Annotated in this window: 16 protein-coding genes; 11 read left to right on the plus strand and 5 right to left on the minus strand. The window is 32.5% G+C overall.

Going from position 1 to position 16,691, the window contains the following annotated elements:
* Positions 1–221 precede the first annotated feature (221 nt).
* On the minus strand, positions 222–1,892 hold the full coding sequence (asnB, locus tag TD29_RS02395) for an asparagine synthase B (RefSeq protein ID WP_040278663.1): 1,671 nt from the start codon (positions 1,890–1,892) through the stop codon (positions 222–224).
* 273 nt (positions 1,893–2,165) lie between these two features.
* Between asnB and TD29_RS02400 the strand changes: the two genes are divergently transcribed.
* Positions 2,166–2,711 (plus strand): DUF2911 domain-containing protein, encoded by a 546-nt coding sequence (locus TD29_RS02400; RefSeq protein WP_040278664.1) that lies wholly within the window; start codon positions 2,166–2,168, stop codon positions 2,709–2,711.
* An 86-nt stretch (positions 2,712–2,797) separates the two neighbouring features.
* Here the strand turns inward: TD29_RS02400 and TD29_RS02405 are convergent, their stop codons facing one another.
* The gene (locus tag TD29_RS02405) at positions 2,798–3,430 is read right to left on the minus strand and encodes a 7-carboxy-7-deazaguanine synthase QueE (protein ID WP_040278666.1); all 633 of its coding nucleotides are present in this window, start codon (positions 3,428–3,430) and stop codon (positions 2,798–2,800) included.
* Positions 3,431–3,684: 254 nt separating this feature from the next.
* Between TD29_RS02405 and TD29_RS02410 the strand changes: the two genes are divergently transcribed.
* From TD29_RS02410 to TD29_RS02440, 7 genes are all read left to right on the plus strand, one after another.
* Positions 3,685–5,223 carry a helicase HerA-like domain-containing protein gene (locus tag TD29_RS02410; RefSeq protein WP_040278667.1) on the plus strand — a complete coding sequence of 513 codons (1,539 nt, stop codon included), beginning with the start codon at positions 3,685–3,687 and terminating at the stop codon, positions 5,221–5,223.
* 40 nt (positions 5,224–5,263) lie between these two features.
* The gene (locus TD29_RS02415) at positions 5,264–5,821 is read left to right on the plus strand and encodes a hypothetical protein (protein ID WP_040278668.1); all 558 of its coding nucleotides are present in this window, start codon (positions 5,264–5,266) and stop codon (positions 5,819–5,821) included.
* Between the two features lie 88 nt (positions 5,822–5,909).
* The gene (locus TD29_RS02420) at positions 5,910–6,881 is read left to right on the plus strand and encodes a YitT family protein (protein WP_040278669.1); all 972 of its coding nucleotides are present in this window, start codon (positions 5,910–5,912) and stop codon (positions 6,879–6,881) included.
* Positions 6,882–6,970: 89 nt separating this feature from the next.
* Positions 6,971–7,333, plus strand: coding sequence for a cupin domain-containing protein (locus TD29_RS02425; protein WP_040278671.1), 363 nt, complete (start codon positions 6,971–6,973; stop codon positions 7,331–7,333).
* Positions 7,334–8,161 carry an alpha/beta hydrolase gene (locus TD29_RS02430; protein ID WP_040278672.1) on the plus strand — a complete coding sequence of 276 codons (828 nt, stop codon included), beginning with the start codon at positions 7,334–7,336 and terminating at the stop codon, positions 8,159–8,161. It abuts the gene before it with no gap.
* Positions 8,162–8,178: 17 nt separating this feature from the next.
* On the plus strand, positions 8,179–8,928 hold the full coding sequence (locus tag TD29_RS02435; protein WP_040278673.1) for a pseudouridine synthase: 750 nt from the start codon (positions 8,179–8,181) through the stop codon (positions 8,926–8,928).
* Between the two features lie 18 nt (positions 8,929–8,946).
* The gene (locus TD29_RS02440; protein ID WP_040278674.1) at positions 8,947–9,372 is read left to right on the plus strand and encodes a VOC family protein; all 426 of its coding nucleotides are present in this window, start codon (positions 8,947–8,949) and stop codon (positions 9,370–9,372) included.
* Here TD29_RS02440 and TD29_RS02445 read toward each other — a convergent pair.
* From TD29_RS02445 to ffh, 3 genes are all read right to left on the minus strand, one after another.
* Positions 9,358–10,077: a YwaF family protein gene (locus TD29_RS02445; RefSeq protein WP_052466949.1), complete on the minus strand. Its 720-nt coding sequence runs from the start codon at positions 10,075–10,077 to the stop codon at positions 9,358–9,360. The genes TD29_RS02440 and TD29_RS02445 overlap by 15 nt on opposite strands.
* 61 nt (positions 10,078–10,138) lie before the next feature.
* Positions 10,139–11,014 carry a bifunctional 5,10-methylenetetrahydrofolate dehydrogenase/5,10-methenyltetrahydrofolate cyclohydrolase gene (locus tag TD29_RS02450; protein WP_040278676.1) on the minus strand — a complete coding sequence of 292 codons (876 nt, stop codon included), beginning with the start codon at positions 11,012–11,014 and terminating at the stop codon, positions 10,139–10,141.
* Positions 11,015–11,144: 130 nt separating this feature from the next.
* Positions 11,145–12,473 (minus strand): signal recognition particle protein, encoded by a 1,329-nt coding sequence (gene ffh / locus TD29_RS02455; protein WP_040278960.1) that lies wholly within the window; start codon positions 12,471–12,473, stop codon positions 11,145–11,147.
* A 345-nt stretch (positions 12,474–12,818) separates the two neighbouring features.
* Here ffh and TD29_RS02460 point away from each other — a divergent pair, with 345 nt between their 5' ends.
* From TD29_RS02460 to TD29_RS02470, 3 genes are all read left to right on the plus strand, one after another.
* Positions 12,819–13,334, plus strand: coding sequence for an RNA polymerase sigma factor (locus TD29_RS02460; RefSeq protein ID WP_040278677.1), 516 nt, complete (start codon positions 12,819–12,821; stop codon positions 13,332–13,334).
* Positions 13,335–13,482: 148 nt separating this feature from the next.
* Positions 13,483–14,379, plus strand: a complete 897-nt coding sequence (locus TD29_RS02465; RefSeq protein ID WP_040278678.1) for a FecR family protein — start codon at positions 13,483–13,485, stop codon at positions 14,377–14,379.
* 43 nt (positions 14,380–14,422) lie between these two features.
* A complete protein-coding gene (locus TD29_RS02470) occupies positions 14,423–16,687 on the plus strand; it encodes a TonB-dependent receptor plug domain-containing protein (protein ID WP_241485197.1) in 2,265 nt (754 codons plus the stop codon).
* The last annotated feature ends 4 nt before the right edge of the window (positions 16,688–16,691 follow it).

Consider the following 16,691-nt stretch of genomic DNA (forward strand, 5'->3'; position numbering starts at 1 on the left):
ATCTTAAAACAGGTTTTGATGAATTTTAACATCTTCAGAAATGTAACTTTACAAGAAACGTCATTAGAACTCAAATTTGAACATCTATTTAAAATTTAAATTGAGCCATTTACGTCATTTTACTAACGAGGTTTTGAGCATGCCAATTTCTGAAGAAAACATAAAAAAAAGACCTTTGTTTCCATAGGTCTTTTCTTACTATAATTCACATTACAACTTGTTTATGCTTTTACATAAGCCTTATCATGTACGTTTGAAATGGCTCTTCCACTTGGCTCATTCATGTTTTTAAAGGCCTCATCCCATTCTAGAGCGGTTGCTGTGCTGCAAGCTACACTTGCTTCTTGAGGCACACTTTTTGCTGCTGCATCACTAGGAAAATGTCCTTCAAAAATAGAACGGTAATAAAACTCCTCTTTGTTTTTTGGTGTTTGTATTGGGAAACGAAATTTAGCATTTTTCATTTGCTCATCACTAACTTCTTTCTCAACAATTTCTTTTAAAGTGTCTATCCAACTGTAACCTACACCATCGCTAAACTGTTCTTTTTGTCTCCAAGCTACGCTGTCTGGTAGCATGTCTTCAAAGGCTTTTCTAATTACCCATTTTTCCATGCGTTCTCCATTTATCATTTTATCTTGTGGGTTAATACGCATCGCTACATCCATAAATTCTTTATCTAAAAATGGCACACGACCTTCAATTCCCCAAGCTGCTAAACTTTTATTAGCTCTTAAGCAATCGTACATATGAAGTTTGTCTAATTTACGTACGGTTTCTTCATGAAATTCTTGTGCATTTGGTGCTTTATGAAAGTATAAATAGCCTCCAAAAATTTCATCGGCACCTTCACCAGACAAGACCATTTTAATTCCCATAGATTTAATAACTCTTGCCATTAAATACATTGGTGTTGAAGAACGAATTGTAGTAATATCGTAAGTTTCAATATTATAAATAACATCTTTAATGGCATCTAATCCTTCTTGGATTGTAAATTTGATTTCGTGGTGTACAGTACCAATGAAATCTGCCACTTTTTGCGCTGCTGCTAAATCTGGCGACCCATCTAGACCAACTGAAAAACTGTGTAATTGTGGATACCAAGCATCTGATGTGTCATCGCTCTCAATACGTTTTTGAGCATATTTTTTAGCAATAGCAGACGTTACAGAAGAATCTAAACCACCAGAAAGTAAAACTCCATAAGGCACATCGCTCATTAATTGCCTGTGAACTGCTGCTTCTAAAGCTTCTTTTATTTCGGCAATACTAGTTTCATTGTCTTTTACAGCCTCGTAATCTGTCCAATCGCGCTTATACCATTTTACGAACTGTCCATCTTTGCTTGACATGTAATGCCCTGGAGGAAATAGTTCAATTTTAGTACATACACCTTCTAGCGCTTTCAATTCTGAAGCAACATAAAAAGTGCCATTTTGATCCCAACCTATATATAATGGAATAATTCCCATATGGTCACGAGCTACGAAATATTCATCCTTTTCGGCATCATAGATTGCAAAACCAAAAATACCGTTCATTTCATCTACAAAATTAACTCCTTTTTCTTGATATAAAGCTAATATAACTTCACAATCGCTTTCGGTTTGAAAGGCATAATCTGGAAATTGTTTACGTAATGCTCTATGGTTATAAATTTCACCATTAGCAGCGAGAACAAGTTTATTATCTGGACTAAAAAGCGGTTGTTTTCCCGAAGTAGGATCAACAATAGCTAAACGTTCATGCGCTAGTATTGCTTTTTCGTCACTATAAATTCCGCTCCAATCTGGTCCTCTATGACGAATAGCTTTTGCCATTTCAAGGATTTGAGGTCTTAAATCTTCTGATTTTTGTTTTAGGTCAAACGCACATACAATTCCGCACATATCTATAATATTTATATTCTAATGTTATTTTCTTATTCTAATTGATATAACAAATATGATATTAGTATTACATATATAAAACACAAACAGCATTATTAGTTACAACTTAAAACTAAAAACACAATTTTTAAACATATTTAAAACCAAACAACTTTAATTCTACACTATTTCACTTCATAATGTAAACTTTAACATCAGTTTACGACTTTAAACATCATAATTAAACCAATGAGGTTTATCTTTATAACGTTAAAAAAAAACTAAAATCAAATCATGAAAACACAATCAATTATTTCAACTGTAGCAATGGCATTTGTAATGCTTATTTCTTTAAATGTTAATGCTCAAGACTTTGCTCCTTTAGACAAAAGCCCAATGGATGGCGCTTCGTTTCCTTCTCATTATAAAGAATCAAACAAATTAATTAAAGTTATTTATGGTAGACCTCAACTTAAAGGTCGTACATTAGAAAAATTAGCACCAAACGGAGACGTTTGGAGAACTGGAGCTAATGAAGCAGCAGAATTAACGCTGTACACAACTATGGTTTTAGGTGATACAAAAATCCAGCCTGGAACTTATACATTTTATGTTATTCCTGGAGAAAAAGAATGGACAGCAATCGTTAGTAAAGACTTAAACGTTTGGGGAAGTTATTTTTACAATGAGGATAATGATGTTGCTAGAATCACTGTACCTGTAACAAAAGGAAAAGAATCATTAGAAGCATTTAGTATTGCTTTTACAGAATCTAAAGATGGTGTTCACATGAATTTAGGATGGGATACTGTTAGAGTTGCTGTACCTTTTAAGAAGTAATACAGCTAGCTAAAACAATCAAAAATGCGCTATAATTAAAATAATTATAGCGCATTTTTTTATGAATACACAACACTAAAAACCGATTAAGGTATATTTAAGTATTTATGCGTTTGAAGTGAAACCTTCCATTTAGGGTTTTCCATGACATAGTCTACTATTTGCGGAACGACCTTATCGCGCTTACTCCATTCTGGCTGTAGATATAAAATGCAATCTTTATTTACTTTAGCTGCTTGCTCTTCGGCAAATTTAAAATCGTCTTTATTATATATGATGCATTTTAGTTCATGAGCTTTTTTATAAACTCTCTCTGTTGGCAATTTCATCTTTTTTGGTGAGAGACAAATCCAATCCCAAGTACCAGATAATTCGTAAGCACCAGAAGTTTCAATATGTGTTTGTACACCTTTTGCTTTTAATTGTGAAGTTAACGGATTCATATCCCACATTAAGGGTTCTCCACCTGTAACGACAATTGTATTGCTGTACTTTACAGCATTTTCAACAATCTTTTCGGTATGAGTTGGAGGATGTAATTCTGCTAACCAGCTCTCTTTAACATCACACCAATGACAACCTACATCACATCCACCAATTCGCACAAAATATGCTGCTGTTCCTTTATGATACCCTTCGCCTTGAATGGTATAAAATTCTTCCATTAAAGGTAAAAGCAAACCTTTATCAATTAGTTCTTGTCGTTCTGTTCTTGTCATAGCGTGCAAATGTATTAAATAGTAAGCAGTATTTAGTATATTTTAATCACTAGATTTCTGTTACCATCTTAAGGCTACCCTATTTTGCTAGCCGTATCATTAGTTTATCATAACTAAATTATAATGTATATTCTAGTGGTCATATGTGGACGATTTCCGAAGAAAAAAATGTCATCATATAATTTAGATCTTTTTCAATTTAGTTCATTTTATACTTGATTAAAATTACACTATTTTTATGCAAATTTTGAAAGATGAGTAGAAAGGACGATTTTTTAAAGGAAATCACAGACGGAAATACCAATAAAGGCGAATTTATCACCTTAGGATCGGCAATGCTAGATGGAGAAACATTAACCAATGCCTTTGTTAATGTGCCTCTAAAAACAATGAATAGACATGGTTTGATTGCTGGCGCTACTGGTACTGGAAAAACCAAAACGCTACAAGTGCTTGCTGAGAATTTGAGTGAAAAAGGTGTACCTGTATTATTGATGGATATTAAAGGAGATCTTAGTGGTTTGGCAAAACCAAGTCCTGGACATGCTAAGATTGATGAACGTCATGAAAAAATTGGATTACCGTTTGACCCAAAATCTTTTCCTGTTGAAGTCATGACATTATCTGAGCAAGATGGTGTAAGACTTCGTGCTACGGTTAGTGAGTTTGGCCCTGTGTTATTATCTCGTATTTTAGATTTAACCGAAACTCAATCTGGAGTTGTTGCCGTTGTATTTAAATATTGTGATGATCACAAATTACCTTTACTCGATTTAAAAGATTTTAAGAAAATACTACAGTACGCAACTCAAGAAGGCAAAAAAGAATTTACTGAGGCTTACGGACGAATTTCAACAGCTTCAACTGGTGCTATTTTAAGAAAAGTAGTTGAAATTGAACAACAAGGAGGTGAACTCTTTTTTGGCGAAACCTCCTTTGAAGTTGACGACTTACTGCGTGTAAACGATCAAGGTAAAGGGTATATTAATATTATTAGATTAACAGATATACAAGACAAACCAAAATTGTTTTCTACATTTATGTTAAGTCTTCTAGCCGAAATATATTCTACATTTCCTGAGCAAGGTGATAGTGGTAGACCAGAACTTATTATGTTTATAGATGAAGCGCATTTAATTTTCAATGAAGCATCTAAAGCATTACTTAGTCAAATTGAGAGCATTGTAAAACTCATACGTAGTAAAGGTGTAGGTTTATATTTTGTAACACAAAACCCTACTGATGTTCCTGAATCTGTTTTAGGTCAATTGGGATTAAAAGTCCAACATGCCTTAAGAGCGTTTACTGCAAAAGATAGAAAAGCAATAAAATTAACAGCTCAAAATTATCCGGATACAGATTTCTATGACACAGCAGATGTATTAACCTCTTTAGGTATTGGAGAAGCACTAGTCTCTGCTTTAGATGAAAAAGGAAAACCTACACCTTTGGCAGCTACAATGATGCGTGCACCAATGAGTAGAATGGATATACTCACAGATTTAGAACTAGCTGATTTACTCGGAAAATCTAAACTTGCAAAAAAGTATAACGAAGAAGTAGATAGAGAAAGTGCTTATGAAATGCTCAATAAAAAAATTGAAATAGCAGAAGCCGAAGAGGCTAAAGAAAAAGCACGAAAAGAAAAAGAAGCACTTGAAAAAGCCGAAAGCAAACGAAAATCATCAAACTCTAGAAGTAGAAGCACACGTCAAAACCCAATAGTTAAAGTTTTGACAAGTCCTACAGTAATTAGAAGTGTTCTTGGTATTTTAACCAAAATGCTTAAATAATAAATCATAATAATTAATACATTCATTTTTAAAACACTACATGAAACACCTAGTTACCATTATTATTCTCACCGGATTATTTTTTAGTTGTACTTCGGAAAAAGAAAAAAATCCATTCTTGATACAAAAACAAAGTATTGGCCTGTTATCAGACTCTACACAAGTTAAGGATTTAGACTTAATTTTTGCTAAAGACTCCATAGTAAAACCATCTATAAAAGGAGATGAGTTCACTGGTCAAAACAATGATTTTGATATTTATACGTCAGGAGGAGAAAAATTATTAAGCCTTACTCCTAGTCAAGCTTTAGATTCTACCGCTGTAATTGAAAGTGTTAGAATTTTAAGTGAAAAATATAAAACCGAAAAGAATATTTCTACCTTAAGTACTTTTAAAGATATCAATGAAGCCTATAAGATTTCAAGCATTAATAATCTTATCAATTCTATAGTAATTTCTGTTAATGAAATTAATGCTTCATTTACTATAGATAAAAAAGAATTACCTGCAAATTTAAGATTTGATATGACTATCAATATTGATCCTGTTCAAATTCCTGATGCTGCAAAAATTAAGTATTTTATTATACATTGGTAATGTAAAATTAGACGTATAGATATACATGATGCATTTATACTAGTCTAAAACTGTAACAAAAGCTAAATATCATACCAGATTACACACTATGAATCCATTTATTTCTAAAATACTGGTTAATATAGCTCAAAAGCGTATTGTAGATAAGACACTTTCTAAAGCGGCTACACCTACCCAAATTGCTCCAATAGTGAACAGTTTAAAAGTAGAATTAGTTCATGCTGTAAAAGAATATATTTTTATTTTTATAGGTGTTATTGCTGCAGGATTTGGACTTAAAGGATTTCTACTACCAAATCATTTTATTGATGGAGGAGCCACAGGAATCTCATTATTACTGCAAAATGTCACCAATTTACCACTTGGTATATTGTTGGTCATTATTAACCTTCCTTTTATTTTATTAGCAACAAAAACTATAAATAAAAAGTTTGCATTAAGAAGTATCATTGCCATTACATGCTTAGCGATAGTTGTACATTTTGTTAATTATCCTGTAATTACAGAAGATAAATTATTAATAGCTATTTTTGGCGGATTCTTTTTAGGATTAGGTATAGGATTAGCCATTAGAGGTGGTAGTGTAATAGATGGCACAGAAGTACTTGCTATTTTTTTAAGTCGGAAATTAGGCATCTCCATTGGAGATGTACTTTTATTAATTAATGTCATTATATTCTCCTTTGGAGCTTATATTTTATCTATTGAAACAGCCATGTACGCTATTCTAACCTATTTAGCTGCTGCCAAAACTGTAGATTTTGTGGTTGATGGTGTTGAAGAATATATTGGAGTAACAATCATTTCAGATTTTCATGATGATATAAGAAAAGTTTTAACCGAAAAATTAGAAAGAGCTTGCACAATTTCTCCAGCAAAAGGCGGTTATAAAAACAATAGTACTACGTATGATAAATCTGTTATTTATATTATAATAACACGATTAGAATTACCAAAGCTAAATACAGAAATTGATAAAATAGACAAAAATGCGTTTATCATCATGAATGTTGTAAAAGATTTAAGAGGAGGAACCATAAAAAAGAAACCTTTAAAATAAAAAACAAACTACGACCTCATATAGCTATTAGGTAGTAGCATTTTAAATAATTAATAAATTAATAGTTTAAGGAGAACACATCATATTAAATGAAAACATATAAAATTCAAAACTCTCCATTCCTCTTTCCTACAGATGATGGAAAAATCATCAAAGAACATTTTGGTAATGCTACAGATGGAAATTCTCAAATAAGCATTGCACATATGACTGCTCCTGCTGGTTGGAGTGAACCTTTTCAAACTCCAGCTTTTGATGAATACACATTTATTATAAGTGGCAAAAAGCAGTTTATAATAGATGATGAAATTATTATACTTGAGGCTGGTCAATCCATAAAGATTGAGAAAAATACGAGAGTACAATACTCTAACCCATTTACAATTGCATGTGAATACATAGCCATATGCACACCTGCTTTTTCTATGGACCTTGTTAATAGAGAAGAATAAATGAAGAATATCATCATAAAAATAGTAGGTACATATATCAACATAATTAGTTATATTTCATCTAAACATGCAGGAAAAACAGCATTAAATATATTTTCTAAACCACGCAAAATCAAATTAAAAGAATTAGAAAAAGACTTTTTACAAACTGCTTTTTTAGAAGATGTTGATTACCAAGACATCAATATAATGACTTATAGATGGTTAGGCAAAAAAGAAACAGTATTATTGGCACATGGCTGGGAAAGCAATACAGTACGTTGGAAACATCTTATTACAAAACTAAAAGACTTAGATTATAATGTAGTGTCTCTAGATGCTCCTGCTCATGGTAGAACAAGTGGTCGTGTATTTAATGCAATCTTATATTCAGAATGTATTAATGTTGTTGCCAAAAAATTTAAAGCCAATATCATTATAGGACACTCGGTTGGAGGAATGGCTACCGCTTTCTTTCAAAAAAAATACCAACTTCCTACTGTCAATAAATTAATTTTACTAGGAGCTCCTTCAAATTTTGTTGGCGTTTTTAGTAGATATGTAGACATGATGAATTATAATACTCGTGTTTCAAATTCAATGAATGAACTTATATATGAACGCTACAAACAAAAACCAGATTACTTCAATGCTGCTCGTTTTTTAGAAGAAACAACAATTGATGGTTTATTGATTCATGATAAAAAAGATAAAATCATTCCATATAATGATGCCGAGGATTTTAAAAATTTCTATAAAACATCTAAACTTATTACTACAGAAGGTTTTGGTCACGGATTGAGACATGACGATGTAAACAATCATATAATCGATTTTATTACTTCTTAGTTTTGTAATTTTGCCACATGTCAGATAACTTAAAACGAATTAACAAATTTCTTAGCGAAGTAGGCTACTGCTCTAGACGAGAAGCAGACCGACTTATTGATGCAGGACGCGTTACAATAAATGGTACTGTGCCAGAAATGGGCACCAAAATCGCACCTACAGATGACGTCCATGTCGATGGAAAACTCATAGTTAATACAAAGCAAGAGTTTGTGTATTTAGCATTTAATAAACCCGTTGGTATTGTTTGTACTACAGATACTCGTGTAGAAAAAGACAATATCATAGACTTTATAAATTACCCAAAACGTATTTTCCCAATAGGTCGATTAGATAAACCAAGTGAAGGTTTAATTCTATTAACAGATGATGGAGATATCGTAAACAAAATTTTGAGAGCAAGTAACAATCACGAAAAAGAATATATCGTTACTGTTGACAAACCCATTTCTCAAACATTCTTATCTCGAATGTCTGGAGGCATCTATCTAGAAGACTTAAATAAAACCACTAAAAAATGTGAAGTCAAACGTATAGACTCACAAACCTTTAGTATCATTCTAACCCAAGGTTTAAATAGACAAATTCGTCGTATGTGCGAATATTTAACCTATGAAGTAGAAACTCTAAAACGTGTACGCATCATGAATATTCCCTTAGATGTGCCAATTGGAGAATATAGAGAATTAACCAAACAAGAATTCACAGACTTAAACAACCTCCTCGCCTCTTCTACTAAAACGTATTTAGACAACAAGACACAATAGAGTATTTCTCAACTAATCATGAGTACAACAATGTCTCCGTTTCATATCGCTATTCCAGTTCATAATCTAAAGGAATGTAGAACATTTTACAGAGACGTTCTCAATTGTCCAGAAGGTCGAAGTAGCGAGCATTGGGTAGATTTCAATTTCTTTGGTCACCAACTCGTTATTCATTATAAAGAAAAATCTCAAGAAAACAACCATACTAACCCTGTAGACGGTAAAGCCGTTCCTGTGCCACATTATGGTGTGGTTTTAAATTGGAGTGATTTTCACAACTTTGCTGATAATTTACGTTTAAAAAACATCAAATTTATCATAGAACCTTATGTGAGATTTAAAGGTTTAGTTGGAGAACAGGCAACAATGTTCTTTCTCGATCCTGCAGGAAACGCATTAGAATTTAAAGCCTTTAAGGATCGCAATCAATTATTTGCTAAGTGATTTTTTTCTTACTTCGGAAATGTAAAACGGCAAGTAAATTAAGAGAAAAAACGGTATTATTATCAACTGAGCAACAATAATATAATAAGGCCAATCACCAAAGTAATCTAACAATGAAGCAGATTCTGGTTTTCTATTCAAATAAAAGTAATTAGCGTCTAATAGATAATTAATAGCTATAATCATCACAACATACAACTGTAAGGCAAAAAAAGATTTAAAAACACTGTTAAACTTAGGCTTCAATTTAAAGACAATAATATTATAAAATATAATAGTCAACAATCCCAAATGTACAATCCAATATCTAAAATAATCCAGACTTGGGAAACCTTCAGCAATGTCTGGAGTCATAACCCCTTGCAACGTTCCTGCAATGATCCAAAACACTAGAATTTCAAACATCCAATACTTTCGGTAAAAGGTGAAGATTGGTATTATAATTGCTAGGAGACTACATAAATATAATGGCAAGTCTGTTCTCAAATTATAGTTTGTAGTAACCATATTATACATATGAAATATAATAACCGTAACTGAAATAAATATAGCAATATGATGAATGATACGTTGCTGACTTTCCGAAGAAATAATTCTAGCATGTCTAATCAAAACTACTGTGAATACAAAAGCTAATCCAATTGGGATAAGATGCTCTAAACTTAAAATTTGAACGCGATTTAAAGCAGTCATTAATGCAATCATACTGCAATATAAAATTTAATCCTAAAATAGATTAGTCGCTTTACTTTGAATGACCATAACATTACATACGTTGCTCGCGAGCCAATAACGTATTTTTGAGAAGCATAGCAATTGTCATTGGTCCAACACCTCCAGGAACTGGAGTAATATAACTTGCTTTTTTACTCACATTTTCAAAATCTACATCACCTGTAATTCTATAACCTTTAGGTGTAGTATCATCTGGCACTCTAGTTATCCCAACGTCAACGATAACGACGTCGTCTTTAACCATTTCGGCTTTTAAGAAATTTGGCACACCTAATGCAGAAATAATAATATCTGCTTGCGATGTGATTTGTGTAATATTTTTTGTGTGACTGTGCGTTAAGGTCACTGTAGAATTTCCAGGAAATCCTTTACGTCCCATTAAGATACTCATTGGTCGTCCAACAATATGGCTTCTTCCAATAACAACGGTATGTTTTCCTTTGGTTTCAACACCATAACGTTCCATAAGTTCTAAAATACCAAAAGGCGTTGCAGGAATAAATGTACTCATATCTAAGGCCATTTTTCCGAAGTTCTCAGGATGAAATCCATCAACATCTTTACTTGGGTCAACAGCCATCAATACTTTTTGAGTATTAATTTGAGGAGGCAATGGCAATTGGATAATAAAACCATCAATGTCATCATTTTGGTTTAATTCTTCAATTTTATCTAACAATTCAATCTCACTAGTTGTATTTGACATACGCACCATTGTAGATTCAAAACCAACACGCTCGCAAGCACGAACTTTACTACCAACATAAGTTAAACTGGCTCCATCATTACCAACAATAACAGCAGCTAAATGAGGTACTTTCTCATTTTTAGCTATCATTTTATCAACTTGCGCTTTGATTTCATTTTTGATATCATTGCTTACTTTTTTTCCGTCTAAGATTGTCATTGTTGGTTGTGTTGTCAGCTCGAGCGCAGTCGAGACCTAAATTAGAATCTCTATATTTAAAAAAGACCTCTCGACTGCGCTCGAGGTGACTCAGTTTAATTCTATTAAATTTTAAGAACGTACAACGTTACTATCTCGCACCTTTCATGGCTTGCATCATCGCTTTTCCTTTACCACCTTGCATCATTTTCATCATCTTGCTCATTTGGTTAAATTGCTTTAAAAGCTGGTTCACCTCTTGAACTGAAGTTCCAGATCCTTTACCAATACGTTTTTTTCTACTGGCATTAATTAATGCAGGTGTAGCACGTTCGGCAGGCGTCATAGAATGAATAATAGCTTCAATACCTTTAAAGGCATCATCATCGATATCAACATCTTTCATCATTTTTCCTGCTCCAGGAATCATACCGATTAGATCTTTCATGTTACCCATTTTCTTGATTTGCTGTATTTGCTTCAAGAAATCGTCAAAACCAAACTGGTTCTTCGCAATTTTTTTCTGGATTTTACGAGCTTCCTCTTCATCATATTGTTCTTGGGCTCTTTCAACAAGAGACACCACATCACCCATTCCTAAAATACGATCTGCCATACGTGACGGATAGAACACATCAATAGCTTCCATCTTCTCACCTGTACCAATAAATTTAATTGGTTTATTTACAACAGATTTAATAGAAATTGCTGCTCCACCTCGTGTATCACCATCGAGTTTAGTTAGGATAACACCATCAAAATTTAAAATATCATTAAAGGCTTTTGCCGTATTTACAGCATCTTGACCTGTCATAGAATCTACAACAAATAACGTCTCTTGCGGCTGGATGGCTTTATGAATATTTGAAATTTCAGTCATCATCGCCTCATCAACGGCTAAACGACCAGCTGTATCAATAATAACAACGTTATGACCATTTTGTTTTGCATGCGCTATACCAGCTTGAGCAATGGCCACAGGATCATTATTCCCTTTATCACTATACACCTCAATTTTTAATTGATCTCCTACAACATGTAATTGATCAATCGCAGCAGGACGATACACATCACAAGCTACCAATAAAGGTTTTTTAGTTTTCTTGTTTTTTAAGTAATTGGCTAATTTACCAGAGAACGTTGTTTTACCAGAACCCTGTAAACCAGACATTAATATAACACTTGGGTTGCCAGACAGGTTGATACCTTCGGCATCGCCACCCATTAATTCAGTTAGCTCATCTTTAACAAGTTTCACCATTAATTGTCCTGGCTGTAAACTCGTCAATACGTCTTGACCTAATGCTTTTTCCTTTACTCTGTTAGTAAATTCTTTTGCAATTTTAAAGTTAACATCGGCATCTAAAAGTGCTCTACGAACTTCTTTTAAGGTTTCTGCTACGTTTACTTCTGTAATGCTACCATGACCTTTTAGTACGTGTAACGCTTTATCTAACTTTTCACTTAAATTATTAAACATATTCTTGTTGAATTTTAAAGGCACAAATTTAGCAATTTGTGATGTATTTATGAAGTGCATTTGAAGAAATAAAACACAAAAAAAAAGGATTGCTATGACCAACAATCCTTTTTAACCAACTAAAAACTAAAACTAACTGTTAAGTTTACTTAACGATCACTTATATTTCTTATAAAACAATTAAAAAGATAAAACTCCTACTAATTACTTCGGAAATCTTAAAAACTAAAATAACCACCAAAAGTATTGACATCCTGATATTTACAACACAAGAAGCGTTCTCCCTTGAGATTTCATTTCAAATTCGATTTCATTTTCCTAACTTAGCCACAACCAAAAACACAAATGTCAAAACCACTTAAGGACCATATTTGCGAGGAACGACTGTTCTCGTCAATTTTTAGAAAATATTCTAAAGACCTTCATGATTTTCTATATTACAAATTTGGTAATCACTTAAATCCGCAAGATAAAATGCAAGAAGCATTTGTGAAGTTATGGGAAAATTGTGCAAAAATACCTCAAACTAAAGCCAAAAGTTTTTTATTTACCACGGCTAATAACTTAATGCTAAATGAGTATGCACATCAAAAGGTCGTATTAAAACATCGCAAAATAATTCCAAAAAATAGCACGAATATAAATCCAGAATTTCTACTTCAAGAAAAAGAATATAAACACAAATTAGAAAAAGCTATTGCTGGATTGACAGAAGCGCAACGCGTTGCTTTTTTAATGAACAGAGTTGAAGGTAAACGGTTTAAGGAAATAGCTCAATTACTAGACATTTCAACAAAAGCAGTAGAAAAACGAATTTATGGAGCCTTAAAAAAGTTACGTAAAGATATTGATGAGCTTTAAAATGAATTAACAGTAGTTAGATTGCAGTTTCGCACTCTTGCAACCATAAAACAACCACAACTTCACAACGAATACTAAATACTCAATACAAAACACAAAAGGGTAGGAATTTTAAATAGTAAGCTGTTATATAGTTGAATAGAATACAATGAACAAAGAAGACCTCATACAAAAATGGTTAGATCATAACCTCAGCCCTACAGAACTTGAAGCTTTTAAACAGCTTGAAGACTACCCAAGTCTAATTAAATTAGACCAAGAACTAACTGGCTTTAAAGCTGATACAACAAATGAAGATGAAGCTCTAGAACAAGTTTGGCAATCTATTAATACAATAAAAAAGAAACCAAAACGACTATTAGCTACATTAACAAAAATAGCAGCAATGTTGGTGGTTTGCTTTGGCATTTATTTTTACACCACAACTTTAGATACGACGTCCAACACCATTGCATCACAACAAAAATCAGTTATTTTACCAGATGCCTCTCAGGTTCAATTAAATGCGATGTCTACAATGACATTTAACACATCAAGTTGGGACGACAATCGTCATTTAACCTTAAATGGAGAAGCTTTTTTTAAGGTTGCTAAAGGAAAAAAATTCGCTGTAAAAACCACAATGGGAACCGTAACTGTTCTAGGTACACAATTTAATGTGAAGCAACGTAATAACTTTTTTGAAGTTATTTGCTACGAAGGAAAAGTTGGCGTGACTTCCGAAGAAAAAAATACAACACTCCTTCCAGGAGATTCGTTTTTAATTATTGATGGGAAATATATTGCTACCGAAAAAGAAAATACACAACACCCTTCTTGGTTAGATCACAAAAGTACTTTTAAAAGTATACCTTACAGCAAGGTTATTGCTGAGTTTGAAAGACAATACAATGTGTCAATAGAATATAACACAATTAACACATCTCAACATTTTACTGGAAGTTTTATACATAATGATATTGAAATTGCCTTAAAATCTATTACTTTACCTTTGCAATTAAAGTATAGTAAAACGGATAATATCATTAGCCTGAAACGTGAATAAAAAAAGTGTACGCTATCTTTTTATAATCTTGTTATTTTTAAGTTTGAATAGCACTTTTGCGCAATCAAATTTAAAAACAAAACTTCCGCTTGCAGAAATTCTTACGCAATTAGAATCTCGATTTAGCATCAATTTCACCTTTTTAGATCAAACCATTGTTGATAAACATATTATTGTTCCCTCGGAAACTTTAACGCTTGAAGCCACATTAGAGTATTTAAAATCTGAAACAAATCTCGATTTCATCGTCCTTAATGATACCAGCGTTGTCATTTCTAAACGCTCAAATCCATTTAGTAATTTTATCACTCAAAAGCTCGAAGAGGTCGTTATAACCAACTTTTTAACCAAAGGCATTTCTAAACGAAGTGATGGTAAAATTAATATTAAAACTGAAGATTTCGGGATCCTTCCTGGACTTATAGAGCCCGATGTTTTACAAAGTATCCAAGCCTTACCTGGAGTAATAAGTATTGATGAACGTGTATCTAATATCAATGTACGAGGAGGAACTCACGATCAAAACTTAATATTATGGGATGGCATTAAAATGTATCAATCTGGACATTTTTTTGGTTTAGTATCAGCTTTTAACCCGTATTTAACTCAAGAAGTTAATGTCTCAAAAAATGGAACTAGTGCAAAATTTGGTGATGGTGTTTCTAGTGTTATAGATATGCAACTCTCAAATAGTTTGGATCAAGAGTTTAAAGCAGGAGCTGGTTTTAATCTTATAAATGCCGATGGTTTTGCTAAAGTTCCGCTAGATGACAATGCCGAAATTCAAATTTCTGCAAGGCGTTCAATAACCGATTTTATTTTTACACCAACTTATGATCAATACCTGCAACGTGTGTTTCAGGATAGTGATTTTTCTAATCCGCAACAAGGCAATTCCGAAGTGATTTCAAACAACGAGCGCTTTTACTTTTATGATATTGCTACTAAATTTTTGTATGATATTACAGATCAAGATCAGTTTCGATTTAATTTTTTAACCATAAATAATAGATTAAGCTATGATCAACATGCCAATGATGATTTTGGAACTCCATTAAAAAACGAATTAGAACAAAGTAATTTTGCTACTGGATTTGAATATTTGAAATACTGGAATAGTAAAATCACAACAACCGCTCAATTTCATTATACAAGTTACGACTTAAAAGCCACCAACTATAATATTGCAAATGACCAACGCACCAACCAAGATAATAAAGTAACCGATTTAGGGATAAAAATAAACGCAACAAATCATATCGATGATAATTTAAAACTACATGGTGGCTACCAATTTAGTGAAGTAATTATTAGCAATGTAGAAGATACCGAAAACCCAAACACCGAAGACTTTGTTAGAGAAGTTGTACGAACCCATTCTATTTATGGCGAAGCAGAATTCACCTCAGTTAATAAAAATACTTATGCAAGAATTGGTTTAAGAACTAACTTTATTGAGAAATTCTCAGAGTTTTTTACTGAACCACGATTATCTGTAAGTCATAAATTAAATAATGATTTTAGATTAGAGTTTTTATCCGAATTAAAAAGTCAAACCACATCTCAAATTATAGACTTACAAAATGATTTTCTAGGGATTGAAAAACGACGATGGATTTTATCTAACAACGACAATATCCCAATTATTAAAAGTGCTCAAGCAGCAGCTGGTATTCATTACAACAAAAATAAATTACTAATAAGTATAGAAGCCTTTATAAAGGATGTAGAAGGTATTACAACTCAAAGTCAAGGGTTTCAAAATCAGTTTCAATTTGTTGAGGAGATTGGCAAATATCAAGTTAAAGGTATTGACTTTTTAATCAATAAACAGTTTGATTATTTCAGCACATGGTTAAGTTATTCTTTTAGTAAAAACGATTATATTTTTGATAATTTAAATGCAGGTAATCCGTTTCCAAATAATATTGATGTACGTCATGCTGTGACCTTTGCAAGCACTTATGATTTAGATAATTTAAAATTTGCTTTCGGGTTTAATTGGCACTCTGGCAGACCACAAACCATTCCTTTAGAAACTCAAAATCAATCAACTACACAAATTGATTATGGGACACCAAACAGGTCGCGATTAAGTGATTATTTTAGAACAGACATCTCTGCAACTTATAAGCTAAAATTCACCAATAAATTAGATGCATCAATTGGAGCCTCTATCTGGAACCTCTTTGATAGACAAAACATTATCAACACATATTATATAGAAAACACTGATGGTGACATCATTTCTATAGATAATTTATCTTTAGGTATAACACCAAATATTAGCTTTAGATTACGTTTTTAAAACA

Source organism: Psychroserpens damuponensis (genome assembly GCF_000826655.1).
Lineage (GTDB): Bacteria > Bacteroidota > Bacteroidia > Flavobacteriales > Flavobacteriaceae > Psychroserpens > Psychroserpens damuponensis.